This is a genomic window from Streptomyces sp. NPDC039609 (assembly GCF_055596705.1).
The window spans coordinates 188,725-213,237 of sequence record NZ_JBVIUJ010000007.1; the positions used below are offsets into that span (position 1 = coordinate 188,725).

The 24,513-nt window shown below is 70.4% G+C and carries 24 protein-coding genes; 11 read left to right on the forward strand and 13 right to left on the reverse strand.

The window, feature by feature from the left end; all coding sequences use genetic code 11:
* Positions 1-7: 7 nt before the first annotated feature.
* From ACZ561_RS22010 to ACZ561_RS22020, 3 genes are all read right to left on the reverse strand, one after another.
* Complete coding sequence (locus ACZ561_RS22010) at positions 8-1,024, reverse strand: phosphotransferase (protein ID WP_470997609.1); 1,017 nt, start codon at positions 1,022-1,024, stop codon at positions 8-10.
* Positions 1,025-1,039: 15 nt separating this feature from the next.
* Positions 1,040-1,456 carry a pyridoxamine 5'-phosphate oxidase family protein gene (locus ACZ561_RS22015; RefSeq protein ID WP_470997612.1) on the reverse strand — a complete coding sequence of 139 codons (417 nt, stop codon included), beginning with the start codon at positions 1,454-1,456 and terminating at the stop codon, positions 1,040-1,042.
* Positions 1,457-1,589: 133 nt separating this feature from the next.
* Positions 1,590-2,249 carry a response regulator gene (locus ACZ561_RS22020; protein WP_376434348.1) on the reverse strand — a complete coding sequence of 220 codons (660 nt, stop codon included), beginning with the start codon at positions 2,247-2,249 and terminating at the stop codon, positions 1,590-1,592.
* 336 nt (positions 2,250-2,585) lie between these two features.
* Here ACZ561_RS22020 and pdhA point away from each other — a divergent pair, with 336 nt between their 5' ends.
* From pdhA to ACZ561_RS22035, 3 genes are read left to right on the forward strand one after another with little or no spacing between them, the layout of a single operon-like run.
* Positions 2,586-3,752 (forward strand): pyruvate dehydrogenase (acetyl-transferring) E1 component subunit alpha, encoded by a 1,167-nt coding sequence (gene pdhA / locus ACZ561_RS22025; RefSeq protein ID WP_470997615.1) that lies wholly within the window; start codon positions 2,586-2,588, stop codon positions 3,750-3,752.
* Positions 3,753-3,754: 2 nt separating this feature from the next.
* Complete coding sequence (locus tag ACZ561_RS22030; protein ID WP_470997618.1) at positions 3,755-4,735, forward strand: alpha-ketoacid dehydrogenase subunit beta; 981 nt, start codon at positions 3,755-3,757, stop codon at positions 4,733-4,735.
* 31 nt (positions 4,736-4,766) lie between these two features.
* Positions 4,767-6,149 (forward strand): dihydrolipoamide acetyltransferase family protein, encoded by a 1,383-nt coding sequence (locus ACZ561_RS22035; protein ID WP_470998559.1) that lies wholly within the window; start codon positions 4,767-4,769, stop codon positions 6,147-6,149.
* 81 nt (positions 6,150-6,230) lie between these two features.
* Here the strand turns inward: ACZ561_RS22035 and ACZ561_RS22040 are convergent, their stop codons facing one another.
* Positions 6,231-7,076 (reverse strand): NAD(P)H-binding protein, encoded by an 846-nt coding sequence (locus tag ACZ561_RS22040; RefSeq protein WP_470997621.1) that lies wholly within the window; start codon positions 7,074-7,076, stop codon positions 6,231-6,233.
* A 101-nt stretch (positions 7,077-7,177) separates the two neighbouring features.
* On the opposite strand from ACZ561_RS22040, the gene ACZ561_RS22045 reads away from it, so the two are divergent.
* The 3 genes from ACZ561_RS22045 (at position 7,178) to ACZ561_RS22055 (ending at position 9,589) form a co-directional block, all read left to right on the forward strand.
* Positions 7,178-7,570, forward strand: coding sequence for a winged helix-turn-helix transcriptional regulator (locus tag ACZ561_RS22045; protein ID WP_376434340.1), 393 nt, complete (start codon positions 7,178-7,180; stop codon positions 7,568-7,570).
* A gap of 67 nt (positions 7,571-7,637) precedes the next feature.
* Positions 7,638-8,279 (forward strand): GntR family transcriptional regulator, encoded by a 642-nt coding sequence (locus ACZ561_RS22050; protein WP_470997624.1) that lies wholly within the window; start codon positions 7,638-7,640, stop codon positions 8,277-8,279.
* Positions 8,276-9,589, forward strand: a complete 1,314-nt coding sequence (locus ACZ561_RS22055; RefSeq protein ID WP_470997627.1) for an MFS transporter — start codon at positions 8,276-8,278, stop codon at positions 9,587-9,589. Before ACZ561_RS22050 ends, ACZ561_RS22055 begins: the two co-directional genes overlap by 4 nt.
* A 153-nt stretch (positions 9,590-9,742) precedes the next feature.
* Here the strand turns inward: ACZ561_RS22055 and ACZ561_RS22060 are convergent, their stop codons facing one another.
* Positions 9,743-10,570, reverse strand: coding sequence for a maleylpyruvate isomerase family mycothiol-dependent enzyme (locus ACZ561_RS22060; protein WP_470997630.1), 828 nt, complete (start codon positions 10,568-10,570; stop codon positions 9,743-9,745).
* Positions 10,571-10,725: 155 nt separating this feature from the next.
* Between ACZ561_RS22060 and ACZ561_RS22065 the strand changes: the two genes are divergently transcribed.
* Positions 10,726-11,520 carry a carbon-nitrogen family hydrolase gene (locus ACZ561_RS22065; protein ID WP_470997633.1) on the forward strand — a complete coding sequence of 265 codons (795 nt, stop codon included), beginning with the start codon at positions 10,726-10,728 and terminating at the stop codon, positions 11,518-11,520.
* Between the two features lie 280 nt (positions 11,521-11,800).
* Entirely contained in the window at positions 11,801-13,003 is a 1,203-nt protein-coding gene (locus tag ACZ561_RS22070) for a trans-sulfuration enzyme family protein (RefSeq protein ID WP_470997636.1), read from the forward strand.
* A gap of 27 nt (positions 13,004-13,030) precedes the next feature.
* Here the strand turns inward: ACZ561_RS22070 and ACZ561_RS22075 are convergent, their stop codons facing one another.
* Positions 13,031-13,522, reverse strand: a complete 492-nt coding sequence (locus tag ACZ561_RS22075) for an LURP-one-related/scramblase family protein (RefSeq protein ID WP_470997639.1) — start codon at positions 13,520-13,522, stop codon at positions 13,031-13,033.
* A 182-nt stretch (positions 13,523-13,704) separates the two neighbouring features.
* Here ACZ561_RS22075 and ACZ561_RS22080 point away from each other — a divergent pair, with 182 nt between their 5' ends.
* A complete protein-coding gene (locus tag ACZ561_RS22080) occupies positions 13,705-15,510 on the forward strand; it encodes an NHL domain-containing thioredoxin family protein (RefSeq protein ID WP_470997642.1) in 1,806 nt (601 codons plus the stop codon).
* Between the two features lie 119 nt (positions 15,511-15,629).
* On the opposite strand, the gene ACZ561_RS22085 is transcribed toward ACZ561_RS22080, so the two are convergent.
* The 7 genes from ACZ561_RS22085 to ACZ561_RS22115 all read right to left on the reverse strand — a co-directional run bounded on the left by ACZ561_RS22085 (position 15,630) and on the right by ACZ561_RS22115 (position 22,522).
* Entirely contained in the window at positions 15,630-15,974 is a 345-nt protein-coding gene (locus ACZ561_RS22085; protein WP_470997645.1) for a hypothetical protein, read from the reverse strand.
* 84 nt (positions 15,975-16,058) lie between these two features.
* Positions 16,059-16,286, reverse strand: coding sequence for a DUF6458 family protein (locus ACZ561_RS22090; protein ID WP_376434320.1), 228 nt, complete (start codon positions 16,284-16,286; stop codon positions 16,059-16,061).
* A gap of 53 nt (positions 16,287-16,339) precedes the next feature.
* Positions 16,340-17,629, reverse strand: a complete 1,290-nt coding sequence (locus ACZ561_RS22095; RefSeq protein ID WP_470997649.1) for a M18 family aminopeptidase — start codon at positions 17,627-17,629, stop codon at positions 16,340-16,342.
* A 108-nt stretch (positions 17,630-17,737) separates the two neighbouring features.
* Positions 17,738-19,567 carry an acyl-CoA dehydrogenase gene (locus ACZ561_RS22100; RefSeq protein ID WP_470997652.1) on the reverse strand — a complete coding sequence of 610 codons (1,830 nt, stop codon included), beginning with the start codon at positions 19,565-19,567 and terminating at the stop codon, positions 17,738-17,740.
* Between the two features lie 216 nt (positions 19,568-19,783).
* On the reverse strand, positions 19,784-20,251 hold the full coding sequence (locus tag ACZ561_RS22105) for a hypothetical protein (RefSeq protein WP_470997654.1): 468 nt from the start codon (positions 20,249-20,251) through the stop codon (positions 19,784-19,786).
* Between the two features lie 58 nt (positions 20,252-20,309).
* Positions 20,310-22,079 carry an alpha/beta hydrolase gene (locus ACZ561_RS22110; RefSeq protein ID WP_470997657.1) on the reverse strand — a complete coding sequence of 590 codons (1,770 nt, stop codon included), beginning with the start codon at positions 22,077-22,079 and terminating at the stop codon, positions 20,310-20,312.
* Positions 22,080-22,084: 5 nt separating this feature from the next.
* Positions 22,085-22,522: a hypothetical protein gene (locus ACZ561_RS22115; protein WP_470997659.1), complete on the reverse strand. Its 438-nt coding sequence runs from the start codon at positions 22,520-22,522 to the stop codon at positions 22,085-22,087.
* Positions 22,523-22,760: 238 nt separating this feature from the next.
* Between ACZ561_RS22115 and ACZ561_RS22120 the strand changes: the two genes are divergently transcribed.
* Positions 22,761-23,252 carry an SseB family protein gene (locus ACZ561_RS22120; protein WP_355110628.1) on the forward strand — a complete coding sequence of 164 codons (492 nt, stop codon included), beginning with the start codon at positions 22,761-22,763 and terminating at the stop codon, positions 23,250-23,252.
* Positions 23,253-23,369: 117 nt separating this feature from the next.
* Positions 23,370-24,332: a pirin family protein gene (locus tag ACZ561_RS22125; protein ID WP_470997662.1), complete on the forward strand. Its 963-nt coding sequence runs from the start codon at positions 23,370-23,372 to the stop codon at positions 24,330-24,332.
* The last annotated feature ends 181 nt before the right edge of the window (positions 24,333-24,513 follow it).

The following is a 24,513-nucleotide window of genomic DNA, read 5'->3' on the forward strand; positions in this document are numbered from 1 at the left end:
GCGAGACTCACCCCGTGAACGCGTCGCGTACCGCCTCGTACTCGCGGGTCCACCACACCGCCAGGGCCGACGCCGCAGGAAACTGCGGGTCGGCCCTTCGGTCGTGGAGCTGGTAGCGCCAGCGCAGTATCCAGAAGTCGTTGAGCCGTTCCCACCACACGCGGTGCACCGCGGACGCCAGTTCCGCCCCGTCCGCGCCGGCCGCCCGCCGGTAGGCCCGCGCGTACGCCCGCACCTTCTCCAGGGCCAGCTCGCCCGCCGGCCGTACGAAGAAGATGGCGGCGGCCCTGACCGCCTCCTCCGCCCGTGGCTGGACGCCCAGGCGGTCCCAGTCGACGATCGCGGCCGGCTCCGCGCCCCGGTAGAGCAGGTTCAGCGGGTGGAAGTCGCCGTGCACCCAGCCGGCCGCCGCGGCGGCCGGGGGACGGCGGTGGGCGTGCTCGGCGAGGAGCACGCGGCGTTCGAGCAGCCGGTGCTCGGCGAGCGCGTCGAAGCCGGTGCGGGGGTGACCGGCGCGGGAGAGCCGGAGCAGTTCGTCGATGAGCCGGAAGGTGTCCTCGGGGCGAGCGCTCTCGTGCTCCGCGCCGGCCGGCGGGGACTCCATCACCTGCTCCAGGCAGGTGTGGACGTGCCCGAGGAGCGCGCCCAGGCGCCTCGATCCGCCCGTGGAGAGCTGGGCGCCGTCGCGGTGGCGGCCGTCGATCCAGGGGTGCAGGGCGTAGCAGCGGCCGCCGATGACGGCGACGGTGCGGCCGGCGGAGTCGGCGAGCGGCGGGGCGACGGGAAGCCCGAGGGCGTGCAGGCGCTGGGTGGCGCGGTGCTGGCGGCTGATGGTGTCCCGGTCGGCGGTCGGGGCGTCGAGGTGCTGCTTGAGGAAGTAGGCGCCCCGGGTGGTGGCGAGGCGGTAGCCGCGGTTGAGGAGGCCCTGGGTGACGGGTTCGCAGGAGAGCGGCTCACCGGCCTCGTGGTAGCGGCGGAGCAGGGCGCCGACGGGCGGAGCGAGCGTTTCAGATGAGCGCGGCACTCCCCAGATGTTAGATCACGCTACGTGGTGGAGATGTCGCTCCATGGTGTAGTCCAGCTCGTGCACGGTCATGAACTGGGGCTCGATGCGCATGTAGACCGGCTCGAAGGGCTCGCCGTCCACGATCTGCGGTGCGGCGCCGAAGGCCGCCAGCTGCTCCTCGGTCGGCTCGACGACCTCGGCGGTGCCGGTGAACTGCACGGACCACAGGTTCTCGGCACCCGAGTTGAAGTTGTCCGCGCCGTAGGCGACGACGCTGCCGGCGCAGGCCCGGTGGTAGCCGAGGCCCCGGTGCATCCGGAGCAGGACACCGCCGTCGTCCACGATGTGCCGGGCGGGTGCGACGAACGGCATCGCGCGCATACTCGTCGCCACCCGGCCGTACGACACGCCGTTCAGCAGCTGGATGGCGCGAATCTCGTCGGTGGACATGGATTCCACTCTCTGCCACCGCCACCGTGCCGGAACAGGGGCCCCCGCCCCGGTCGGGCCGGGACGTAAGTCCCGAATCCCCACCGCCGGTCCGGGCCGGTCCGTCAGGGTGACCCGGGTCGGCGGGAGGGTGTCAGTGGCGCTCCGCCTGCAGCCTGGCGACGTACGCCGCGGCCTGCGAGCGCCGCTCCATACCCAGCTTCGACAGCAGGCTGGAAACGTAGTTCTTGATGGTCTTCTCCGCCAGGTGGAGCCGCTCGCCGATGGCCCGGTTGGTCAGACCCTCGCCGATCAGGTCCAGGATCTTGCGCTCCTGATCCGTCAGGTTGGCGAGCTTGTCGTCACCCTTCGGATTGTTTCCGTCGCGTAGCCGTTCCAGGACGCGGGCGGTCGCGACCGGGTCCAGCAGGGATTTGCCGGCCGCCACGTCCCGCACGGCCGACAGCAGTTCATTGCCGCGGATGGCCTTGAGGACATATCCCGAGGCCCCGGCCATGATCGCGTCGAAAAGTGCCTCGTCGTCGGCGTACGAGGTCAGCATGAGGCACTTGATGTTCTCGTTCTGCGAACGGACCTCGCGACAGACCTCGACACCGCTGCCGTCCGGAAGCCGGACGTCGAGCACGGCCACGTCGGGGCGGGTCGCGGGGATCCTGACCAGCGCATCCGCCGCCGTACCGGCCTCGCCGACCACGTCGATGTCGTCCTCCACGGAGAGCAGCTCGTGGACGCCGCGCCGGACGACTTCGTGGTCGTCCAACAGAAATACCCGGATTTTTCCATCTTCGCGCACGTAGCCAGTCTCACATATTGGCTCTTCCCGCGCCCGGGGTGCCCGGGATAACGTGCCGGTGTTCCGGCGGCCTGCGAGGCTGTTGGCAGTGCGCTGACCAGCTGCGTTCCCGCATTTCTCGATTTACTTGGAAATCCAAGCAAAATCGCAGGTCAAATGGGGTTTCGCAGGAATGCGACGCACTGGGTAACGTGCCTATGACAGGGCGCTCGCCGGGGCACCTGTCACGCCCGACCCCGGCCGAGTCGCACCCACCCCGTGCGCGGGCACGGACAAGGCGAGCCGCACTGGCCTACCCGGCAACCCCGGGGGCCGGACCGACGGAGGAGCACGCACGTGACCGTGGAAAGCACTGCCGCGCGCAAGACGACGCGACGCAGCAGCGGCACCAAGCGCACCGCTAGCGCGAGCGTCAAGAAGAGCCAGGCCACCGAGCCCGAGCTCGTTCAGCTGCTGACGCCCGAAGGGGAGCGCGTCCAGCACCCCGATTACGACATCGACCTGAGCGCCGACGAGCTGCGCGGCCTCTACCGGGACATGGTCCTCAGCCGCCGCTTCGACGCCGAGGCCACCGCCCTGCAGCGCCAGGGCGAGCTGGGCCTGTGGGCCTCGCTGCTCGGCCAGGAGGCCGCGCAGATCGGCTCCGGCCGCGCCCTGCGCGACGACGACTACGTCTTCCCCACCTACCGTGAGCACGCCGTCGCCTGGTGCCGTGGGGTCGACCCCACCAACCTGCTCGGCATGTTCCGGGGTGTGAACAACGGGGGCTGGGACCCCAACACCAACAATTTCCACCTGTACACGATCGTCCTCGGCTCGCAGACCCTGCACGCCACCGGCTACGCCATGGGCATCACCAGGGACGGCGCGGACTCCGCCGTGATCGCGTACTTCGGCGACGGCGCGTCCAGCCAGGGCGACGTCAACGAGTCGTTCGTCTTCTCCGCGGTCTACAACGCCCCGGTCGTGTTCTTCTGCCAGAACAACCAGTGGGCCATCTCCGAGCCCATCGAGAAGCAGACCCGCGTCCCGCTCTACCAGCGCGCCCGCGGCTTCGGCTTCCCCGGCATCAGGGTCGACGGCAACGACGTCCTGGCCTGCCTGGCGGTCACCCGCGACGCCCTGGAGCGCGCCCGCCGTGGCGAGGGCCCGACGCTCATCGAGGCGTACACCTACCGGATGGCCGCCCACACCACCTCCGACGACCCGACCCGCTACCGCCGGGACGCGGAGCGTGAGGAGTGGGAGGCCAAGGACCCGATCCAGCGCCTCAAGACGTACATGGAGAACGAGGGCCACGCCGACGCGGCCTTCTTCGAGGAGCTGGAGACCGAGAGCGAGGCGCTCGGCAAGCACGTTCGCGAGGTCGTCCGCGCCATGCCCGTCCCGGAGCACATGGCGATCTTCGACAACGTGTACGCGGACGGGCACGCGCTCGTCGACGAGGAGCGCGCGCAGTTCGCCGCCTACCAGGCGTCCTTCGAGGGCGGAGAGGCCGAGTAATCATGGCTGTTCAGAAGCTTCCGCTTGCGAAGGCTCTCAACGAGTCGCTGCGCAAGGCCCTGGAGACCGACCCCAAGGTCCTCGTCATGGGCCTGGACGTCGGCAAGCTCGGCGGTGTCTTCCGGATCACCGACGGGCTGCAGAAGGACTTCGGCGAGGACCGGGTGATCGACACCCCGCTGGCCGAGTCCGGCATCGTCGGCACCGCGATCGGTCTCGCGCTGCGCGGCTACCGGCCGGTCGTGGAGATCCAGTTCGACGGCTTCGTCTTCCCGGCGTACGACCAGATCGTGTCCCAGCTGGCGAAGATGCGGGCCCGTTCGCTCGGCACGGTGAAGATGCCGATCGTCATTCGCATCCCGTACGGCGGTGGCATCGGCGCCGTCGAGCACCACTCCGAGTCCCCCGAGGCGCTCTTCGCGCACGTTCCGGGCCTCAAGGTGGTCACCCCGGCGAACTCCTCCGACGCCTACTGGATGCTCCAGCAGGCGATCCAGAGCGACGACCCGGTCATCTTCTTCGAGCCCAAGCGCCGCTACTGGGACAAGGGCGAGGTCGACACCGAGGCCATCCCGGGCGAGCTGCACAAGGCGCGCGTGGCCCTCGAGGGCAGCGACCTCACGCTCGCCGCGTACGGCCCGATGGTGAAGACCTGCCTGGAGGTGGCCGCGGCCGCCGCCGAGGAGGGCAAGTCGATCGAGGTCGTGGACCTGCGCTCGATCTCCCCGCTCGACTTCGACACCATCCAGACCTCGGTCGAGAAGACCCGCCGTCTGGTCGTGGTGCACGAGGCCCCGGTGTTCTTCGGCTCCGGCGCGGAGATCGCCGCCCGGATCACCGAGCGCTGCTTCTACCACCTGGAGGCCCCCGTCCTGCGGGTCGGCGGCTACCACGCGCCGTACCCGCCGGCGCGCCTGGAGGAGGAGTACCTGCCGGGCCTGGACCGCGTGCTCGACGCCGTCGACCGCTCGCTGGCGTACTGAGGAGAGCATCGTGACGATCCGCGAATTCAAGATGCCCGACGTGGGCGAGGGCCTCACCGAGGCCGAGATCCTCAAGTGGTACGTCCAGCCCGGTGACACGGTCGCCGACGGGCAGGTCGTCTGCGAGGTCGAGACGGCGAAGGCGGCCGTCGAGCTGCCGAGCCCCTTCGACGGGGTGGTCCACGAGCTGCTCTTCCCCGAGGGGACGACGGTCGACGTCGGCCAGGTGATCATCTCGGTGAACGTGGGCGGGGACGCTCCGGCGGAGGCTCCGGCCGCGCCCGCCGCCGCGCCGGCGCCCGCAGCACCCGCCCCCGCGGCGGAGGAGCCCGAGCCGCAGGGCCGCCAGCCGGTCCTCGTCGGCTACGGCGTCGCCGCCACCTCCACCAAGCGCCGCGCGCGCAAGGGTGCCACGGCGGGCACCGCCGCGGTGCCCGAGCAGGCCGCCGCCGCGATCCAGGGCGAGCTCAACGGGCACGGTGGTGTCGCCACCGCCGCCCGGCCGCTGGCGAAGCCGCCGGTGCGCAAGCTCGCCAAGGACCTCGGCGTCGACCTCACCACGGTCGTCCCGACCGGCCCGGACGGGATCATCACCCGCGAGGACGTCCACGCGGCCGCCGCTCCGGCGGTCGAGGCCCCGGCCCCCGTGGTCGAGGCGCCCGCGCCCGTCTCCGCCCCCGCCACCGTCCCGGCTCCCGCCGTGTCGGCGGACGCCCGGGAGACCCGTATCCCCATCAAGGGCGTACGGAAGGCCACGGCGGCGGCGATGGTCGGCTCGGCCTTCACCGCGCCGCACGTCACCGAGTTCGTCACCTTCGACATCACGCGCACGATGAAGCTGGTCGAGGAGCTCAAGTCCGACAAGGACATGGCGGGCCTGCGGGTCAACCCGCTCCTCCTCATCGCCAAGGCCGTCCTGGTCGCCGCCAAGCGGAACCCGGACATCAACGCGGCCTGGGACGAGGCGAACCAGGAGATCGTGCTCAAGCACTACGTCAACCTGGGCATCGCCGCGGCCACCCCGCGCGGTCTGATCGTGCCGAACATCAAGGACGCGCACGCCCAGACCCTCCCGGAGCTGTCGAAGTCCCTGAGCGAGCTGGTCGCCACCGCCCGCGAGGGCAAGACCACCCCGGCGGCGATGCAGGGCGGCACATTCACCATCACCAACGTCGGCGTCTTCGGCGTCGACACCGGTACGCCCATCCTCAACCCGGGCGAGTCCGCGATCCTCGCGGTCGGTGCGATCAAGCTCCAGCCCTGGGTCCACAAGGGCAAGGTGAAGCCGCGTCAGGTCACCACGCTGGCCCTGTCGTTCGACCACCGTCTGGTCGACGGCGAGCTCGGCTCCAAGTTCCTGGCGGACATCGCCGCGATCCTGGAGCAGCCGAAGCGACTCATCACCTGGGCGTAACGGACCGCGCACACTGCGTTGTTTCACGTGAAACGCCCGACCGGGCTCCCCGGTCGGGCGTTTCGCTTCTTCAGGCGGGACCTACCGGAACGCGGCGGCATAGCGCTGCGCCCAGTCGGCGAAGGTACGGGGTGCGCGCCCCAGGACCTGCTCGACATGCGGGCTGACGCGCTGCTCGGCGGGGTTGGGCTCGCCGAGGATGGTCAGCGTCGTCTCGACCACGGGCTCGGGCATGAAGTGCAGCATCTGCGCCCGTGCCTCCTCCCGGGTCTGCTCCACGAACCGGACGGGCTCGCCCAGGGCGAGCGAGATCGCCTCGGCCCGTTCCCGGGGCGTGCTGAGGGCGGGACCGGTCAGCTCGTAGATCTGCCCGTCGTGGCCCTCCTCCCGCAGCGCCGCGGCACCGACCTCGGCGATGTCGTCCGGGTCGATGACCGGCAGGCCGGTGTCCGCGAAGGGCGCGGCGATCTCCCTGCGGGTACGGACCGACTCGACCCAGGCGAAGGCGTTGGAGGCGAAGCCACCGGGCCGCAGGACCGTCCACTCCAGGCCGGACGCCCGGACGGCGTCCTCGATGGCGCGTCCCGTGTCCCCGTGGGAGGCCGACTCCGGCCGTGTCGCGACGCCCTGGGAGGACAGCAGGACGACCCGTCGGATGCCGCCGGTTTTCGCGGCGTCGAGGATGGCGTGCGGATGGAGCTGATGCGCGCTGGGGCCGCCGCTCTGCAGGAACAGCGCGTCGGCGCCGTCGAAGACGGGCCGCAGGCTCTCCGCTTCGATCAGATCCGACCGCACATGCCGGACGTTCGGCGGCACATCCGTCTCCGAGATCCCCCGGGACGTCGCGGTCACCTGCTCGCCGGCCGCCGCGAGTACCCGTACGAGCGATCGGCCGACGTTGCCCGTCGCCCCCGTCACAACGATCATCGTGAACTCCCCTGTCGTTCCGCTTGGTTGACGTCGGGGACGCTAACAGCCTCGGTATAGTAGGTACCTAGAGGAAAGTGACTATGCCCGAGGGGGAGCGCATGGCTACCGAGACGATGCGGACGGCTTCGGCGGACACCGACCCGGAGCTCGCCTGCCCGGTCGCTCCCGTGGTGGACATCGTCTTCAGCCGATGGACCACACCGATCCTGTGGACCCTCAACGCCCGTGGCCGGCAACGGTTCGTGGAGCTGGAGCGGGCGATCGGCAGGATCACGCCGAAGGTGCTGACCCAGCGGCTGCGTCAGCTGGAGCGCGACGGCCTGGTCGTCCGGACGTACCACCCGGAGGTGCCGCCCCGGGTCGAGTACGAGATCAGCGAACTCGGCCGCAGCCTCGCCCCGCTCTTCGCCCACCTGGCCGAATGGGCCGCCGACAACCTGGACAAGGTCGACGAGGCCCGCCAGGCCTACGACGCCGATCCGGCCCACTAGAACCCCGCCCCGTCCGTATCGCGGACGGGGCTGCCTGTTGCACCCCTGTTGTATCTAAGCTGTGCGCATGGCATCCGCACCCCCAGCAGCCGACCGTGTCTACATGCACGTCAAGCAGGCCGTCCTCGAGCGTCGGTACGAGGGAGGCACGCTCCTCACCGAGGGCGAACTCGCCCAGGCCGTGGGGGTCTCCCGCACCCCCGTACGGGAGGCGCTGCTCAAGCTGGAGATGGAAGGGCTGCTCAAGCTCTACCCCAAGAAGGGCGCCCTGGTCCTCGCCGTCTCCGCGCAGGAGATCGCCGACGTCGTCGAGACCCGGCTGCTCGTCGAGGAGTTCGCCGTCCGCCGTGCCGTGCCCGCGCCGGCCGCGCTGATCGCGCGGCTCGAAGAGCTCCTGGAGGAGCAGAAGCGGCGGGCCGAGGCGGGGGACCTCGCCGAGGTCGCCGTCACCGACCGCTGCTTCCACGCCGAGATCGTCAAGCACGCCGGCAACCAGATCCTCGCCCGCCTCTACGACCAGCTGCGCGACCGCCAGCTGCGGATGGGCGTGGCCGTGATGCAGTCCCAGCCCGACCGCATCACCAAGAACATCACCGAGCACGCCGAGATCCTGGAGCGGATCCGCGCGGGTGACGTCGAGGGCGCGGCGCACTGCGTCCGACAGCACCTGAGCTGGGTCAAGGTCCTGGTCCGGGGTGAGGAACGGTGAGCGGACGGGGCTTCGGATCGGCCGTCACCCTGCCCGGTGACCCTCCCGGCGGCAGGCGCGCCGCCCTCGTCTGGGGCGTCGGCGTCGCCGTCTACTTCGTCGCCGTCATCTTCCGTACGTCGCTCGGCGTCGCCGGACTCGACGCCGCCGACCGCTTCGACGTCAACGCCTCCGCGCTCTCCACCTTCTCCATCCTCCAGCTTCTCGTCTACGCCGGGATGCAGATACCCGTCGGCCTCATGGTCGACCGGCTCGGCACCAAGAAGGTCCTGACGCTCGGCGTGGTGCTCTTCACCGTCGGACAGCTGGGCTTCGCGCTCTCCCCCTCGTACGGCATGGCACTCGCCTCCCGCGCACTGCTCGGCTGCGGTGACGCCATGACGTTCATCAGCGTGCTGCGGCTCGGCAGCCGCTGGTTCCCCGCCCGGCGCGGCCCGCTCATCGGCCAGGTCGCCGCGCTGTTCGGCATGGCGGGCAATCTTGTCTCCACCATCGTCATCGCCCGCGCCCTGCACGGCATGGGCTGGACGACGACCTTCGTCGGCAGCTCGATCGCGGGCGTCGTCGTCCTCGTCCTGCTGCTGCTCTTCCTCAAGGACCACCCCGAGGGCCACGAGCCCCCGCCCGCCGCTCACACCGGGGCCGCGTTCGTCCGCCGCCAGATCGCCGAGTCCTGGCGGGAGCCCGGCACCCGGCTGGGCATGTGGGTGCACTTCACCACCCAGTTCCCCGCCATGGTGTTCCTGCTGCTGTGGGGCCTGCCGTTCCTGGTCGAGGACCAGGGCCTGTCCCGGGGGGTCGCCGGCGAGCTGCTGACGCTTGTCGTGCTCTCGAACATGGTGGTGGGGCTCGCGTACGGGCAGATCATCGCCCGGCACCACGCGGCCAGGGCCCCGCTCGCCCTCGGCACGGTCGTGTCGACCGCGCTGCTGTGGGCCGTCACCCTCGCGTACCCCGGCGAGGCGGCCCCGATGTGGCTGCTGATCACCCTCTGCGCGGTCCTCGGCGCCTGCGGGCCCGCCTCGATGATCGGTTTCGACTTCGCCCGCCCGGCCAATCCGCCGGAGCGTCAGGGAACGGCCTCGGGAATCGTCAACATGGGCGGTTTCACCGCCTCGATGACGACGCTGCTCGCGGTCGGCGTCCTCCTCGACGCGACCGGCGACAACTACCGGATCGCCTTTTCCTCCGTCTTCGCGCTGCAGGCGTTGGGCGTCGTCCAGATCCTGCGCCTGAAGAGCCGTTCGGCCCGCAGGGAGAAGGAACGCCTCGTCGCCAGCCGCGTCGAGGCCGTGCACGTACCGGCATAGCGGTAGCCGCGTCGCCGCACGCGCTCAGCCGTACGCGCGTCGCCGTACGTGCTCAGCCGTGCCCGCGTTGCCGTACGCGCGTCGCCGTACGCGCTCGGCCGTGCCCGCGTCGCCGGGCCCGCTCGGCCGCACCCGCGGACCGGCGCCCCGGTGCTACCGCGGCGTCACCGTGAAGTTGTCCAGAATCGCCCGCGCCAGGTCGAGGTCGCCCTCGGTCTTGATCCGGTCGGCCACCTCGGCCGGCCGGACCCGGCCGCACGCCAGGCGGACGTACGTCTCCCAGTCCAGCGCCAGCGTCGCGAGAGGCCCCAGCGAGGGCGCCCCGTCGACCGTCCCGTTGCCCTCCGCGTCCACCCGTACCGTCCGCAGGAACTCGACCGGTCCGTGCACATCGAAGACGACCGCCGAACTCGTCGGCGCGCCCGCGTCCTTGGCGACCACCTTCGGCAGCGCCTCCAGGAGGACGTCACGGGTGACATGGGCGGCGGGGGAGTCCAGGTTGCCCGGCCGGCCGAGCGTGGTGCGCAGGTCCTGCTCGTGCACCCAGACGTCGAACGCGCGCATCCGGTAGCCCAGTTCCAGCGTCTGCTCGGCGCCGAGCGGCGCGCGGATCAGATGGTCGGGCTGCCGGTTCTCGTTGCGCAGCTGGCGCGCGCGGCGGATCAGGATGTACTCCAGCTCCGAGGTCATCTCGGGGCCGGTGTGGTGCCGCCGCACATCGACCTGCATCTCCATGTAGCGGGCGAACTCACTGCGTACGTGGTAGAGGTCGCGGGGCAGCGAGTGGATGGGGCGCGGGTCCCCGAGCATCTCGCACTCCATGCCGATCACATGGGACACGATGTCGCGAACCGACCAGCCCGGGCACGGTGTCGCGCGGTTCCATTCGCCTTCCACGAGCGGCTGAACCAGCTCGGATATCGCTTCGATGGAGTGGGTCCAGGCATCGGCGTAGGTCTGAAGGCTGGGATGGACGGTCACGGGACCCCTCGGCGGTTCTGCGGTGCGCGGGCTGAAAACAAGACTGCGTGGGAGGCTCGGACGCTAAGTTACGCTGCCCGAAGGCACCCCGGCAGTGCTTTCGTGTGACGATCGTAGGCCTGTGTTGACGGCTCGAATGCCAGGACGGTGGTAGTGTGCGCGCCTCGCTGATCCAGATTGCAGTAGACCCGGACGAATCGGTCGAAGCTCGCCGAGCGCGGGTGGCCGATCTCGTACGGAAGGAGCGCGGCGCGGCGGACCTCGTGGTTCTGCCGGAGCTGTGGCCGATGGGGGCGTTCGCGTACGACTCCTTCGCGGCGGAGTCCGAGCCGCTGAACGGTCCGACGTACGAGGCGATGGCGGCGGCGGCCCGGGACGCGTCGGTCTGGCTGCACGCCGGATCGATCGTCGAGGCGGTCGGCGGAGCGCTTTTCAACACGTCGCTGGTCTTCACTCCGGAGGGTGAGCTCGCCGCGAGCTACCGCAAGATCCACCGTTTCGGCTTCGACAAGGGCGAGGCCGTGATGATGGCGGCGGGGGACGAACTGGTGACGGTCGCGCTGCCGACGCTCACGGTCGGCGTCGGCACCTGCTACGACCTCCGCTTCCCCGAGCTGTTCCGCGGGCTGGTCGACGCGGGCGCGCAGGCGTTCGTCCTCCCGGCGGGCTGGCCGGCCCGCCGTCGCGCCCACTGGACGCTGCTCGCGCAGGCGAGGGCCGTGGAGAACCAGGCGTACATGCTGGCCTGCGGCACGGCGGGCACGCACGCGGGCGTGGAGCAGGCGGGGCACTCGATCGTGGTGGACCCGTGGGGCGAGGTCCTCGCGGAGGCGGGCCCGGACGAGGAGATCCTGCGCGTCGAGCTCGACCCGGCGAAGGTGACGACGACGAGGGAACAGTTCCCGGCACTGAAGGACCGGGTACTGGGCGTGGCGAGGCCGGGGCGCTGATCCACCTCCCGGGGACCGACGGGCACGGGGCAGCGAGTGGGATCTGATGGGCGGTCGGGCAGCTCACGGGAGCTGACGGCCCGAGGATCTGACGGCGGGGCCAGGGCGCCTGACGGGCTCAGGCTCCTGACGGGCTCATGGGAGCCCCTGACGGGCCAAGGCCCCTGACGGCTCGACGGGCTGACGGGGTGTCCACTGGGCGAGCGCGTGGCAGGGGCGGCGGACCAATCCGGCGGGATTGGTTCTGGGCCCGCGGGCTCCGCCCCGCTTCACTGGCGCCATGAGCGACGACACCGGAGCCCTCCGTCCCGAGACCCTCGCCGTCCACCCGCCGCACCCGGATACGACCGGCAGCAGACCGATGAGCGTCCCCCTGTACCAGGGGCACATCTTCTCCTTCGACACCGCCGACGCGATGGCGGACGCCTTCCACACGCCCGGCACCTTCCTCTACAACCGCTTCGGCAACCCCACCGTCCGCGCCCTCGAGGACGCCGTCGCCCGCCTGGAGGGCGGGGCGGCCGGGCTCTCGTACGCCTCCGGCATGGGCGCCATCAACGGTGTCCTGCTCGCCCTGCTCTCCGCCGGCGGCCATGTCGTCGCCCAGCGCTGCCTCTACGGCGGTACGTACGCGGTCCTCACCGACCTCGCCGAACGCTGGGGCGTCGAGGTCACCTACGTCTCCGGGACGGACCCGGAGGAGGTGCGCCGCGCCCTGCGTCCCGAGACGCGGCTGCTCTACCTGGAGACCATCGCCAACCCGACCACCCGCGTCGGCGACCTGCCCGCCCTGATCGCCGTCGCCGCCGAGGCCGGCGTGCCGAGCGCCGTGGACAACACCTTCGCCTCGCCGCTGCTGTTCCGGCCGATCGAGCACGGCGCGGACATCGTCATCCACTCCGCGACCAAGTACCTCGCCGGGCACGCGGACGTCCTCGGCGGCATCGCGGTCTTCAAGGACGCCGAGCTGTACGGCCGGGTCCGCCACTACGCGGTCGAGCTGGGCGCGTCGACCGACCCCTTCGCCGCCTGGCTGACCCTGCGCGGCCTGCAGACGCTGCCGCTGCGGATCGAGCGGCAGTGCGCGAGCGCCCTCGACCTGGCCGGCCGGCTCGCCGCGCACCCCGCGGTCTCGGCGGCGCTCCATCCGGCGCTCGCCGGACACCCCGACGAGGCCGTCGCCCGGCGGCTGCTGCCGAAAGGCGGCGGTGGGGTGATCTCCTTCGACCTCGCGGGCGGCCGGGAGGCGGGCCGTGCCTTCGTCGGGGCGGTACGGGTGGCCTCGCTGAGCCCCTCGCTCGGCGATGTGAAGACCCTGGTGATGCACCCGGCCTCCACCTCCCACCGCCAGCTGGACGCGGCGGCCCTGGAAGCGGCGGGCATCGGCCCGGGGACGGTACGGGTGTCGGTCGGCATCGAGCACGTCGAAGACCTGTGGGCGGATCTGGAGCAGGCCCTGGAGGTGGCGGCGAAGGCGGTCTAGTACGGGCGAGGTCTCGGGCCGTACGGGTCAGCCCTCCCGTTCCCGCTCCGCCATCCGGATCACGCATACCGCGACCGCGATCAGCAGTGCCGCGTCGGTGTCCTCACGGACGACGTTCACGGCGTACGTGTCCCGGACGTGGAACCACTGCCGGGAGATGTGGGCGAGGAGTTCACCGTCGTACTCGACGGTGAACTCCCGGTCCAGGATCCGGCCGCTGACGTCGAGCTCGGTGCCCTCGACCATCGTGACCCGGAAGTGGTTGCGGAGCAGCGAGAGCCGCTTCCTGCGGATCGTGGCGAGCGGGCGGTCGTCCCGCTCGACGGTCATCGTGTCCCGCAGGCTGAACATCTTCTGCCGCAGGGTGATCAGGACCTGCCCGAGCGGGTCCTTCAGCTCCAGGGTGTCGCGCAGCCGCAACGCCTTGCCGTCGACGAGGAAGGCGTGCCGCCCGCGCTCGTCCTCGATCCAGTAGTCGTCGCCGATGGCGAAGATTTTGTCCCTTACGAGGTATTTCATGACGTCAGGGCTTCCCCGTCGGGTGCGGGTTCACGCAGGCGCGAAGGAGCGGGTGGAGGGCTCGGTGGTGGCGTCGAGCAGCGTGCCGAAAGGGCGCGTCGAGCGCCGTCGCTCCTCAGTTCCGGGTGTCGCCGTACGACGCGTGTGATCCGGCCTTCATACGTGGATGGCAAGCTTGAAGCATGAACGATGCCGCCCCGGCGCCCACCCCCGCGCCCGCGACCCGCCGTGCCCGTGTCCGTGCCCCCGAGCTGATCGGCAAGGGCGGATGGATCAACACCGGCGGGAAGGAACTGACCCTCGCCGACCTCCGAGGTCGCGTAGTGATCTTGGATTTTTGGACGTTCTGCTGCATCAACTGCCTGCATGTCCTCGACGAGCTCCGTGAGCTGGAGGAGAAGCACCGCGACACCCTCGTGATCATCGGTGTCCACTCCCCCAAGTTCGTCCACGAGGCCGAGCACCAGGCCGTCGTCGACGCCGTCGAGCGGTACGAGGTGCATCACCCCGTCCTCGACGACCCCGAGCTCGCGACCTGGAAGCAGTACGCGGTACGCGCCTGGCCGACGCTCGTCGTCATCGATCCCGAGGGGTACGTGGTCGCCCAGCACGCGGGTGAGGGGCACGCCAACGCCATTCGGACGCTCGTCGAGGAGCTGGAGGCCGAGCACGGGGCCAAGGGGACGCTGCGGCGTGGGGACGGGCCGTACGTACCGCCGGAGCCCGTGGCGACCGATCTGCGCTTCCCCGGCAAGGCGGTCCTGCTGCCCTCCGGGAACTTCCTGGTCTCCGACACCACCCGTCACCAGCTCGTCGAGCTGGCGCCGGACGGGGAGACCGTGGTGCGGCGGATCGGGGACGGTGAGTTCCGCGAGCCCCAGGGGCTCACCGTGCTCCCCGACGGCACGGTCGTCGTCGCCGACACCGTGAACCACGCGCTGCGCTCGTACGACCCCGAGAGCGGTGCCATCGAGCTGCTCGCCGGCACCGGGAAGCAGTGGTGGCAGGGGTCGACCACCTCCGGGCCCGCCCTGGAGGTCGACCTCTCGTCGCCGTGGGACGTGGCCTGGTGGCAGGGCAAGGTGTGGATCGCGATGGCCGGCGTCCACCAGCTGTGGACCTACGACCCCGCGACGCGGACGGTCGGGGTCGCCGCCGGTACGACCAACGAAGGGCTCGTCGACGGGCCGGCCGCGGAGGCCTGGTTCGCGCAGCCCTCCGGGCTCGCCGCCACCGAGGACCGGCTGTGGATCGCCGACTCGGAGACCAGCGCCCTGCGCTGGATCGACACCGACGGCGTCGTCCACTCCGCCGTCGGCACCGGCCTCTTCGACTTCGGCCACCGCGACGGCGCCGCCGCCCAGGCGCTCCTCCAGCACCCGCTGGGCGTGACCGCCCTTCCCGACGGCTCGGTCGCCGTCAGCGACACGTACAACCACGCCCTGCGCCGCTTCGATCCGGCGACGGGTGAGGTGACGACCCTCGCCACCGATCTGCGCGAGCCGAGCGACGCCGTGCTCGTCGGGGACGAGATCGTCGTCGTCGAGTCGGCGCGGCACCGGCTGACCCGTCTGCGGCTGCCCGAGGAGGCCGTCCAGGTCGAGGCGGTCGCCCACCGCACGCAGCGCGAGGCCACCGAGGTGGCGCCCGGCCGGCTCCGGCTCGACGTCGTCTTCCAGGCGCCGACGGGGCAGAAGCTGGACGAGCGGTACGGCCCCTCGACCCGGCTCCTGGTCTCCTCGACCCCGCCGGAGCTGCTGCTCGCAGGCGAGGGCACGGGGACGGACCTCTTCAGGGAGCTGGACCTCAACCCGGAGATCACCGACGGCGTGCTGCACGTGTCGGCGATGGCGGCGTCCTGCGACGACGATCCGGCCAACGAGTACCCGGCCTGCCATGTGCACCAGCAGGACTGGGGCGTACCGGTGAAGGTGACGGCGGAGGGCGCCGAGCGGCTCCCGCTCATCCTCGCCGGGATGGACGCCTAGAGGACGACGCTGCGTCGCCCTCGCCGACGAGGCCACCTCCTGTCGGACACGACCCGGTCGTGTCCGACAGGCCCAGGTGTCCAAGGCCCCCAGCCGTCCGCGAGCCCGGCGCGGTGGCCCTAGCGCACGAATCCCTGGTTCTTGGACGGGCGTCCCGCCGCCCCGTCAAGGCAGCCGTTCACCCACGCCCCGGGGTCGTGGACGGCCCGGTCGCCGCCCATTCCCCAGCGCTCCATGGCCGCGCACTCGCCGGCCAGCAGCGCCCGGGTCCGCTCCCCGTCCAGGTCGGCCTTCCGGATCCGGACCGCCTGGAGGTAGCCGCCCTCGTAGGCGATGTCCGTGCCCCAGGGCGGGCGTTCGTCGTACCTGGCGATGCCGTAGCCCGCCACGGCCGTGCCGATCAGCACGACCGCGGCGACGCAGGCGATGAACTTCCCCCGGGGAGGGCCTTCGTGACGTTCCATGAGGTGGACGGTGTCAGGAGCGGCCTTTCCCGGATGTTTCGTCCGGTGCCTCGCACGGCGCCGGACGCCCCGGGGCGTGGGCTGTCAGTAGCCGCCGTCGCGCCGGTCCTCGTCCACGACCGTGGGAGCGGTTGGTGGGACGACGACCCGTCGGCGCCGGGCGATGCTGGTGAAGGTGGCCAAGCCGATGAGCCCGACCGCCATCATGATCAGTCCCATCAGGTCGAGGTTGACGCCGTCGAGCTCCCAGTCCGTGGCGAACGTGAGGATCGCGCCCACGGCGATGAGGATGATGCAGCCTCCCAGGCCCATGAATCCCGCCTCCTAGTGGGGTAGTCAGGATCGGGTACCCGGGCCGGGGGTGACTATCCCTCCAGGAAGGCGACCAGCGCGTTCGCGAGCAGGTACGGGTCCTTCGCGCCGCACAGTTCGCGGGCGCTGTGCATGGAGAGGATCGCGACGCCGATGTCGACGGTCGTGATGCCGTGGCGGGCGGCGGTGATGGGGCCGATCGTCGTGCCGCACGGCATCTCGTTGTTCGACACGAACGTCTGCCACGGCACGTCGGCCTTCTCGCAGGCGGCGGCGAACACGGCGCGGCCGCTGCCGTCGGTGGCGTAGCGCTGGTTGACGTTCACCTTGAGGATCGGGCCGCCGTTGGCGCGCGGGTGGTGCGTCGGGTCGTGGCGCTCCGCGTAGTTGGGGTGGACGGCGTGGCCGGTGTCGGAGGAGAGGCAGACGGTGCCGGCGAAGGCGCGGGCCTTGTCCTCGTACGCGCCGCCGCGTGCGAAGACGGAGCGCTCCAGGACCGAGCCGAGCAGCGGGCCCTGGGCGCCGGTGTCGGACTCGGAGCCGTTCTCCTCGTGGTCGAAGGCGGCGAGGACCGGGATGTACGCGAGGTCGGGCTGCGTGGACACGGCGGCGAGGGCGGCCACGCCCGCGTGGACGGAGATCAGGTTGTCCATGCGGGGGCCGGCGACGAGTTCGCGGTCGCGGCCGAGGTAGGAGGGCGCTTCGACGGAGTGGACCATGAGGTCCCAGCCGGCCACGTCCTCGGCGTCGACGCCCGCTTCCTGGGCCACGAAGGAGATCAGGTCGCCCTCGTGGACCTCTCCGAGGCCCCAGATGGGCTGCATGTGGCGCTGCCGGTCGAGCTTGAGGCCGTCGTTGGCCTGGCGGTCGAGGTGGATGGCGAGCTGCGGGACGCGCAGCACGGGCCGGTCCACGTTCACCAGGTGGTGGCTGCCGTCGCGGAGGGTGAGGCGGCCGGCGAGGCCGAGGTCGCGGTCGAGCCAGGTGTTGAGCAGCGTTCCGCCGTACGTCTCGACGGCCACCTGTCGCCAGCCCTGCGCGCCCATGTCGGGCTGCGGCTTGACCCGCAGGTTGGGGGAGTCGGTGTGGGCGCCGACGATCCGGTACGGGGTGTGGGCGTCGGCGCCCTCGGGCACGTACCAGGCGATGAGCGCGCCGCCGCGGATCACGTACTTCCCGCCGGCGGAGGCGTCCCAGGCCGCGGTCTCCTCGACCTGCCGGAAGCCTGCCTTCTCCAGTCGCTCGGCGGCGTTCGCCACGGCGTGGTACGGCGACGGGGACGCCGCCAGGAAGGTCATGAGGTCGTCGGTGTGGCCGCGGTCGAAGCGGGCGGTGCTCGTCATGGGTTCACCTTACGCAGGCGTCGGAATGCGAGAACGGCGCCCCGAAAGACGGAACGGCCCACTCCCCTCCCCGGGAGCGAGCCGTTCGTCAGTGGACGGGGGCGCGTACTAGAACGCGGCCTCGTCCAGGTCCATCAGCGAGCCGTCGACGGCCTCGGCGAGGGCGCGCTCGGCGCTGACGCCCGGCAGGACGTTGGCGGCGAAGAACTTCGCGGCCGCGATCTTGCCCGTGTAGAAGGCCTGGTCCTTGGCGGAGGCGCCGGCGGCCAGCTTCTCGGCGGCGACGGCCGCACCCTTGAGGAGCAGGTAGCCGACGACGACGTCACCGGAGGCCATCAGCAGGCGGGTGGTGTTGAGGCCGACCTTGTAGATGTTCTTGACGTCCTCGCCGGTGGCGGTGAGGTCGGTGAGCATCGCGCCGACGATGCCCTCGAGGTCCACGGCCGCCTTGGCGAGCGCGTCGCGGGCGCCGGCCAGCTCCTCGCCGCCGGTGCCGACCGCGAGGAACTTCTTGATCTCCTCGGCCAGCGCGTTCAGGGACGCGCCCTGGTCGCGGACGATCTTGCGGAAGAAGAAGTCCTGGCCCTGGATGGCCGTGGTGCCCTCGTAGAGGGTGTCGATCTTGGCGTCCCGGATGTACTGCTCGATCGGGTACTCCTGCAGGAAGCCGGAGCCGCCGAAGGTCTGGAGCGACTGCGCGAGCTGCTCGTAGCCCTTCTCGGAGCCGTAGCCCTTCACGATCGGCAGCAGCAGGTCGTTCAGGCCGATCTCGGCCTTCGCGTCCTCGCCGGCGGCTTCCTTGAGCTGGATCGCGTCCTGCACGGCGGCCGTGTAGAGGACGAGGGAGCGCATGCCCTCCGCGTACGCCTTCTGCGTCATCAGCGAGCGGCGGACGTCGGGGTGGTGCGTGATGGTGACCTTGGGCGCGGCCTTGTCCATGAAGTTCGCCAGGTCGGTGCCCTGGACGCGCTCCTTGGCGTACTCCAGGGCGTTGAGGTAGCCCGTGGAGAGGGTGGAGATCGCCTTCGTGCCGACCATCATGCGGGCGAACTCGATGATGAGGAACATCTGGCGGATGCCGTCGTGCTTGTCGCCGATCAGCCAGCCCTTGGCGGGGTGCTGGTCGCCGAAGGTCATCTCGCACGTGTTGGAGGCCTTGAGGCCCATCTTGTGCTCGACGTTGGTGGCGTAGACGCCGTTGCGCTCGCCCAGCTCGCCGGTCTCCCAGTCGAAGTGGTACTTCGGCACGAGGAAGAGCGAGAGGCCCTTGGTGCCCGGGCCGTGGCCCTCGGGGCGGGCGAGGACGTAGTGGAGGATGTTCTCCTCCATGTCGTGCTCACCGGAGGTGATGAAGCGCTTCACGCCCTCGATGTGCCAGGAGCCGTCGTCCTGCTGGATCGCCTTGGTGCGGCCGGCGCCGACGTCCGAGCCGGCGTCCGGCTCGGTGAGGACCATGGTGGAGCCCCACTGGCGCTCGACGGCGATCTGCGCGACCTTCTTCTGCGCCTCGTTGCCCTCGTTGAAGAGGATGCCGGCGAAGGCCGGGCCGGAGGAGTACATCCACACGGCCGGGTTCGCGCCGAGGATCAGCTCCGCGTAGGCCCAGATCAGGGAGCGCGGGGAGGTGGTGCCGCCGATCTCCTCGGGCAGGCCGAGGCGCCAGTACTCGGAGTCCATGAAGGCCTTGTAGGACTTCTTGAAGCCGGCCGGGACCGGGGCGGTGTTCGTCTCGGGGTCGAAGACCGGCGGGTTGCGGTCGGCGTCGGCGAAGGACTCGGCCAGCTCGTTCTCGGAGAGGCGGGTCAGCTCCTCCAGAACGCTCTTGGCGGTCTCGACGTCCATCTCCTCGAACGGACCGGTGCCGTACACCTTGTCGCGCCCGAGCACCTCGAAGAGGTTGAACTCGATGTCGCGGAGATTCGACTTGTAGTGCCCCATGGCGACGGCTCCGTAAGGATCGGGGAGGCGGATGTCTCGGTATGCGAGCGTGCTCGTACTACCGGTGAGTAGCCCACGCTTCTCTACGATGATGCTACCCACCGGTAATAAGAGCAACCCCTATCCGGCCATCTGTGACGCGGGCCGCAGGAAAAAGGGGCCCGGGGCGCGTGCCCCGGGCCCCTCTTCCGGAATGATCGACTCCGATCGGGCGGGTCAGTAGTGCTCGACGGTCTGGCCCTCGGGGACCTGGTAGCAGCCGGAGATCACGTCGATGATCAGGGACGGGGGGTTCTTGTCGCCGCCGCTGTCCTTCCGCCAGAAGCTGACATGGAGTCCGAACTTCCGCTCGTCGTTGTCCGCGGTGAGCTCCAGGCTCTTGGACGGGCTGGTGTCGGGGCCGTACTTCACGATCTTCCAGCCGTGCTTGGGGAGCTCCGCCTTCAGCCGCTCCATGGCCTGGGCCAGCTCGTCGTCGCTGCCGGCCGTGAGGCTCCACGGGTGCTTCATGATGTAGAACTTCTCGCGGTCCTTGCCCTCGCAGCTCAGGACCCCGGTGCCACTGTTGGACGCCTTCCCCTTCACTCCGATCAGGTCGTAGATCTCGCTCGACACCTTTTCGGTCTCGGCTCCCACCTCGTCCTGCTCACGGACCCCGACCTTCGTTTCGCTGGACTCGGACATGCTGCATCCCGTGAGTGTGAGAAGTGCCGCTGCCACTGCCATGGCGCCGGCCCGGACCCTATTCAACGTGCTCCACCTTGCCGTATTGACCTGTCACGACCGCTGCCTGGTTCGCAAGGCTCTGACTGCCCGGCTTCCAGTAGTCACTGTGACCCTCGGTGTTCGTGGCCATCTGGTTGGCGCCGAAGGGCTCGTCGCTCGGGATGAGGAACACGCCGCCGCCGAGCCGCCACTGGCTGCCGCCGTGCCCCCAGCGGCCGATGTCGGGCACCGCGTCGCCGTCGGCCTCCTCGTTCCACACGTGCCCCCTGGGGACGTCCATCTCCTCGGCCGAGCCCACCTGGACACCCGGGCTGCCCGCGAAGATCACGTCGTCCGCGTGCAGGTCCCCTTGTCGGGCGGCCGAGCCGATGAGCGTGGTGCCGTAGGAGTGGCCGACGGCCGTCGTGTGGCTCTTGTCCGGACCGCCCTGGGCGGTCTCAAGACCTTCCATGAACTTGTTGTAGGCCGGGGCGCCGTCGTTCGCGTAGTGGCTGAAGGGCGCGTCCTTGACGATGTCCTGCGGGGCGTCGTACCCGAGCCAGGTGATCGTCGAGGTGGTGTCGTCCCCGGGCAGGGCGTCCGACGTACGCCAGAGGTCGACCATGCGGTCGACGTTCCCGCCGATGTTGCCCAGGTTGGACGTCGTACCCGGCACGTACACCGCTGTGTGGTCCGCTGTGTCGGGGTTGCCGTTGGCGAGGATGGCCCGGCCGTTCCCCTCTGCCGAGAACCCCAGCAGATACGCCTCTGGCAGTCCCTTCTTGCCCGTCTGGTCGAAGCGGGATTCGATGGCCTTGATTCCGTTCAGGGAGCTGTCGAGCTGCGCCTTGCGGTCCCCGTACTCCTTGTTCCACTTGATCCACTCGTCGCTGTAGACCATGCCGACGCGCGGACCGCCGAAGACCTTCTGGGGGAAGGGCTCCGCCGGGATGCCCTTCAGGTCGATCTGGATCTGGGCCTTCGACTCGGCCAGGACCATCCGGTTGGCGTCGTCGCGGACGGCGGACGGGATGCCGTCCAAGGCGCCGATGGAGGCCGGGTAGAGCGTGGCGTACTCGTCACGCTGCTCCTGGGTCAGACCGTTCCACCACTCGGCGTTCTCCTTGGGGGACTTGCCGTGCGGGATCTTGTCGTCATCGGCGTACTTCCCGGCGGCGTCCTGGAGCGCCTTGGTGTCCTTGGCGGCGTCGGCGAAGGTCTCGTCGCTGACGGTGAGTCCCGGCTCGGCCTTCAGTCTGCGCAGGACGGAGGCGTAGCGGCTGTCGATCTCGTTGGCCTCGCGGATGGCGTCGCCGATGCGCTGGGCGATCTCCTCGGCCTTGCCCTTGTTGGCGTCGGCGCTGCCCACCCCCTCGCCCCTTCCGGGCGCGAGGGGGACGGGCGCACCGTGCTGGGCGGTGTTGGTGCCGGGGGCGAGGACGAAGGACTGGGTCGGGTACTCCACGGAACCGTCGGGCTTCACCGTGAACTTGAGGTTCTCGGCGTCCTCCAGCGCCTGCTTCAGCTTCTTCTGCGGGGCGGCGAGCTCGGAGGCGAGCCCGTTGAGCGCGGTGCGGATCAGCCCGCACTCGGTGTGCAGGTACTGGTAGTTGCGGCTGAGCTGCCGGACGTCGCCGGTCGCGCGCTCGGCGGTCTCGCCCTTCTGCGTGTCGTTGATCTTGGCGAACATGCCGTTGTCGACACGGTCCTTGTCGACGTTGGAGCGGGAGCTGATCTTGCCCCAGCCGTCCGCCGCGTCCGTGTACTCGTTCAGCTTCACATCACGCAGTTGCTGCCAGGTGGGCATCCGGATCAGCCCTCCTTCTTCTGGGAGGGGGCGGGTGCCTCGGCGGCGATCTTGCGCTGGGTGTCGAGCTCGCGCTCGCCGAAGTCGCGGCCGGCGCTCTTGAGGGCGGATTCCAGCCGCCCGCACTCGTCGCGTACGGAGGTGAGGCGCGTCTTCCAGGTGCCGAGGATCTCGGTGAGAGCCGCGGAGGAGTCGAAGCCGGCGGTCCCGCCGCCGACGCCCTCGTTCGCCGTGTCGAGGTCGGTGAGCGAGGTGGTGGTGGAGGTGCGCAGCTCGCTCGCGGTGCCTCCGGCCTTGTGCCACGGGCCCACGTCGGCCTTCAGGTTCGCGTCGCCGCCTCCGCCGCCGTCAGGGGCGGGGAGCCCCGCGAGCGTCATCGACGCGGGCTGTTCGCTCGGCTTCGTGCCACCGAACAACTCGTCCCATTCGGCGTTCAGCGCCATGTTCCACCCCCGTGGCGGCCGGAAATTGCTCACGCGAACCTAGCAAAAGAGAAAGGGGCCGGTGCGAAGAATCGTGCGAATGGACGGATGCTTCGGTCGGAAGCCGTTCGGCGTCCGGGATTCCGTGGCCCGTTCTCGGGGATCCATGCCCCTTTCCCGTCCGCGCGCGGGGTGTGCGCTCCGTCTCGGCCGACCCGATCCGCTCTGCGCACCGCGCCCGCTCGCTAGGCTGGGACCCATGTACGGCTACGACCAGAATCAGGGCGCCCAGCAGCAGTACGCCCCGCCGCCGCAGCAGCCGATGCCGGGCGGTGTGCAGGGCGGGATGCAGGGCGGTTACGGGCAGCAGCCTCCCCTGTACCCGGAGCCGTCGCCGCCGTCGCTCGCCGACGCCGTGCGGGCCTTCACGACCGGGTCCCTGGCGGCCGAGGACTTCCAGCAGATCTTCGCGACCTCGAAGGTCTACTGCCCGCGCGGGGACAACCCCGGTTTCCTCGCCCTGCACAACACCCAGCAGCCGGTCATCCCGATGTTCACCTCCTTGAAGGAGCTGCGCCGGTACGCAGGCAAGGAGTCGAAGTACTTCGTGATCACCGGCGCCGAGGTGATCGACCTGCTCCCGACGGGCTACGGCTTCGTCCTCGACATGGAGGGCGACCACCGGATGGTCTTCGACGCGAAGGCCGTGGAGCAGATGGTCGACTTCGCGATGCGGCGGATGTACGGCTGACGCACGCTGGAGAAGTGGGAGAAGAACGCCCGGGAGGAATTCCTCCCGGGCGTTCCGTGTTCCGGGTGGCAGGAAGTTCATCTTTCAACTAAACTGGTCGCACAAGGAGGTCCCGCCATGCCCGCTGTGACTGTCGAGAACCCGCTCGCCCTGCCGCGCGTCGCCGCCCCGGCCGACGCCGTCTCCCGCCCCGTGCTCGCCGTGACCACGGCCCCGTCCGGCTTCGAGGGCGAGGGCTTCCCGGTGCGCCGCGCGTTCGCCGGGATCAACTACCAGTACCTCGACCCGTTCATCATGATGGACCAGATGGGAGAGGTGGAGTACGCCCCCGGTGAGCCCAAGGGCACCCCGTGGCACCCCCACCGCGGCTTCGAGACCGTCACGTACATCATCGACGGGATCTTCGACCACCAGGACTCCAACGGCGGTGGCGGCACCATCACCAACGGCGACACTCAGTGGATGACCGCCGGCTCCGGACTCCTCCACATCGAGGCCCCGCCGGAGTCCCTCGTCGTGAGCGGCGGACTCTTCCACGGGCTCCAGCTGTGGGTGAACCTGCCCGCCTCCGACAAGATGATGGCCCCGCGCTACCAGGACATCCGCGGCGGACAGGTGCAGCTGCTGACCTCCCCCGACGGCGGCGCGCTGCTCCGCGTCATCGCCGGCGACCTCGAAGGGCACGCCGGCCCGGGCATCACGCACACCCCGATCACGATGATCCACGCGACGATCCGGCCGGGAGCCGAGGTGACCCTGCCGTGGCGCGAGGACTTCAACGGGCTCGTGTACGTCCTCGCGGGGCGTGGTTCCGTCGGTGCGGAGCGACGGCCGGTCCACATGGGCCAGACCGCCGTCTTCGGCAAGGGCGGCGCGCTGACGGTCCGGGCCGACGAGAAGCAGGACGGGCACACGCCCGACCTGGAGGTCGTCGTCCTCGGCGGGCAGCCGATCCGCGAACCGATGGCCCACTACGGCCCGTTCGTCATGAACACCCAGGCCGAGCTGCGCCAGGCCTTCGAGGACTTCCAGGCCGGGCGTCTCGGCACGATCCCGGCGGTGCACGGGATGGGCGAGTAGCGCAGGACGGTTCGGACTCGGGTGGGGGTGCGGATTCGGGCACGGGTTCGGTACGGGGCTGGGCGAGGTGCCCGGCCCCGTACGCGTCCCGGGTTCGTCCCGGGCTCCCTGGCCCCGTAGGCGTACGGGTGCGTCCCGAGCCCCTGCCCCCGTACCCGTACCCGTACGGACTCTGACGGGG

What these genes read in the sequence shown, in the direction of transcription:
- ACZ561_RS22015 (WP_470997612.1), bottom strand. Translation starts at nt 1,456, where the DNA reads ATGTCCACCGACGAGATTCGCGCCATCCAGCTGCTGAACGGCGTGTCG.
- ACZ561_RS22030 (WP_470997618.1), top strand. Translation starts at nt 3,755, where the DNA reads ATGGCTGTTCAGAAGCTTCCGCTTGCGAAGGCTCTCAACGAGTCGCTG.
- ACZ561_RS22035 (WP_470998559.1), top strand. Translation starts at nt 4,767, where the DNA reads ATGCCCGACGTGGGCGAGGGCCTCACCGAGGCCGAGATCCTCAAGTGG.
- ACZ561_RS22040 (WP_470997621.1), bottom strand. Translation starts at nt 7,076, where the DNA reads ATGATCGTTGTGACGGGGGCGACGGGCAACGTCGGCCGATCGCTCGTA.
- ACZ561_RS22045 (WP_376434340.1), top strand. Translation starts at nt 7,178, where the DNA reads ATGGCTACCGAGACGATGCGGACGGCTTCGGCGGACACCGACCCGGAG.
- ACZ561_RS22050 (WP_470997624.1), top strand. Translation starts at nt 7,638, where the DNA reads ATGGCATCCGCACCCCCAGCAGCCGACCGTGTCTACATGCACGTCAAG.
- ACZ561_RS22070 (WP_470997636.1), top strand. Translation starts at nt 11,801, where the DNA reads ATGAGCGACGACACCGGAGCCCTCCGTCCCGAGACCCTCGCCGTCCAC.
- ACZ561_RS22075 (WP_470997639.1), bottom strand. Translation starts at nt 13,522, where the DNA reads ATGAAATACCTCGTAAGGGACAAAATCTTCGCCATCGGCGACGACTAC.
- ACZ561_RS22080 (WP_470997642.1), top strand. Translation starts at nt 13,705, where the DNA reads ATGAACGATGCCGCCCCGGCGCCCACCCCCGCGCCCGCGACCCGCCGT.
- ACZ561_RS22085 (WP_470997645.1), bottom strand. Translation starts at nt 15,974, where the DNA reads ATGGAACGTCACGAAGGCCCTCCCCGGGGGAAGTTCATCGCCTGCGTC.
- ACZ561_RS22090 (WP_376434320.1), bottom strand. Translation starts at nt 16,286, where the DNA reads ATGGGCCTGGGAGGCTGCATCATCCTCATCGCCGTGGGCGCGATCCTC.
- ACZ561_RS22095 (WP_470997649.1), bottom strand. Translation starts at nt 17,629, where the DNA reads ATGACGAGCACCGCCCGCTTCGACCGCGGCCACACCGACGACCTCATG.
- ACZ561_RS22100 (WP_470997652.1), bottom strand. Translation starts at nt 19,567, where the DNA reads ATGGGGCACTACAAGTCGAATCTCCGCGACATCGAGTTCAACCTCTTC.
- ACZ561_RS22105 (WP_470997654.1), bottom strand. Translation starts at nt 20,251, where the DNA reads ATGTCCGAGTCCAGCGAAACGAAGGTCGGGGTCCGTGAGCAGGACGAG.
- ACZ561_RS22110 (WP_470997657.1), bottom strand. Translation starts at nt 22,079, where the DNA reads ATGCCCACCTGGCAGCAACTGCGTGATGTGAAGCTGAACGAGTACACG.
- ACZ561_RS22115 (WP_470997659.1), bottom strand. Translation starts at nt 22,522, where the DNA reads ATGGCGCTGAACGCCGAATGGGACGAGTTGTTCGGTGGCACGAAGCCG.
- ACZ561_RS22120 (WP_355110628.1), top strand. Translation starts at nt 22,761, where the DNA reads ATGTACGGCTACGACCAGAATCAGGGCGCCCAGCAGCAGTACGCCCCG.
- ACZ561_RS22125 (WP_470997662.1), top strand. Translation starts at nt 23,370, where the DNA reads ATGCCCGCTGTGACTGTCGAGAACCCGCTCGCCCTGCCGCGCGTCGCC.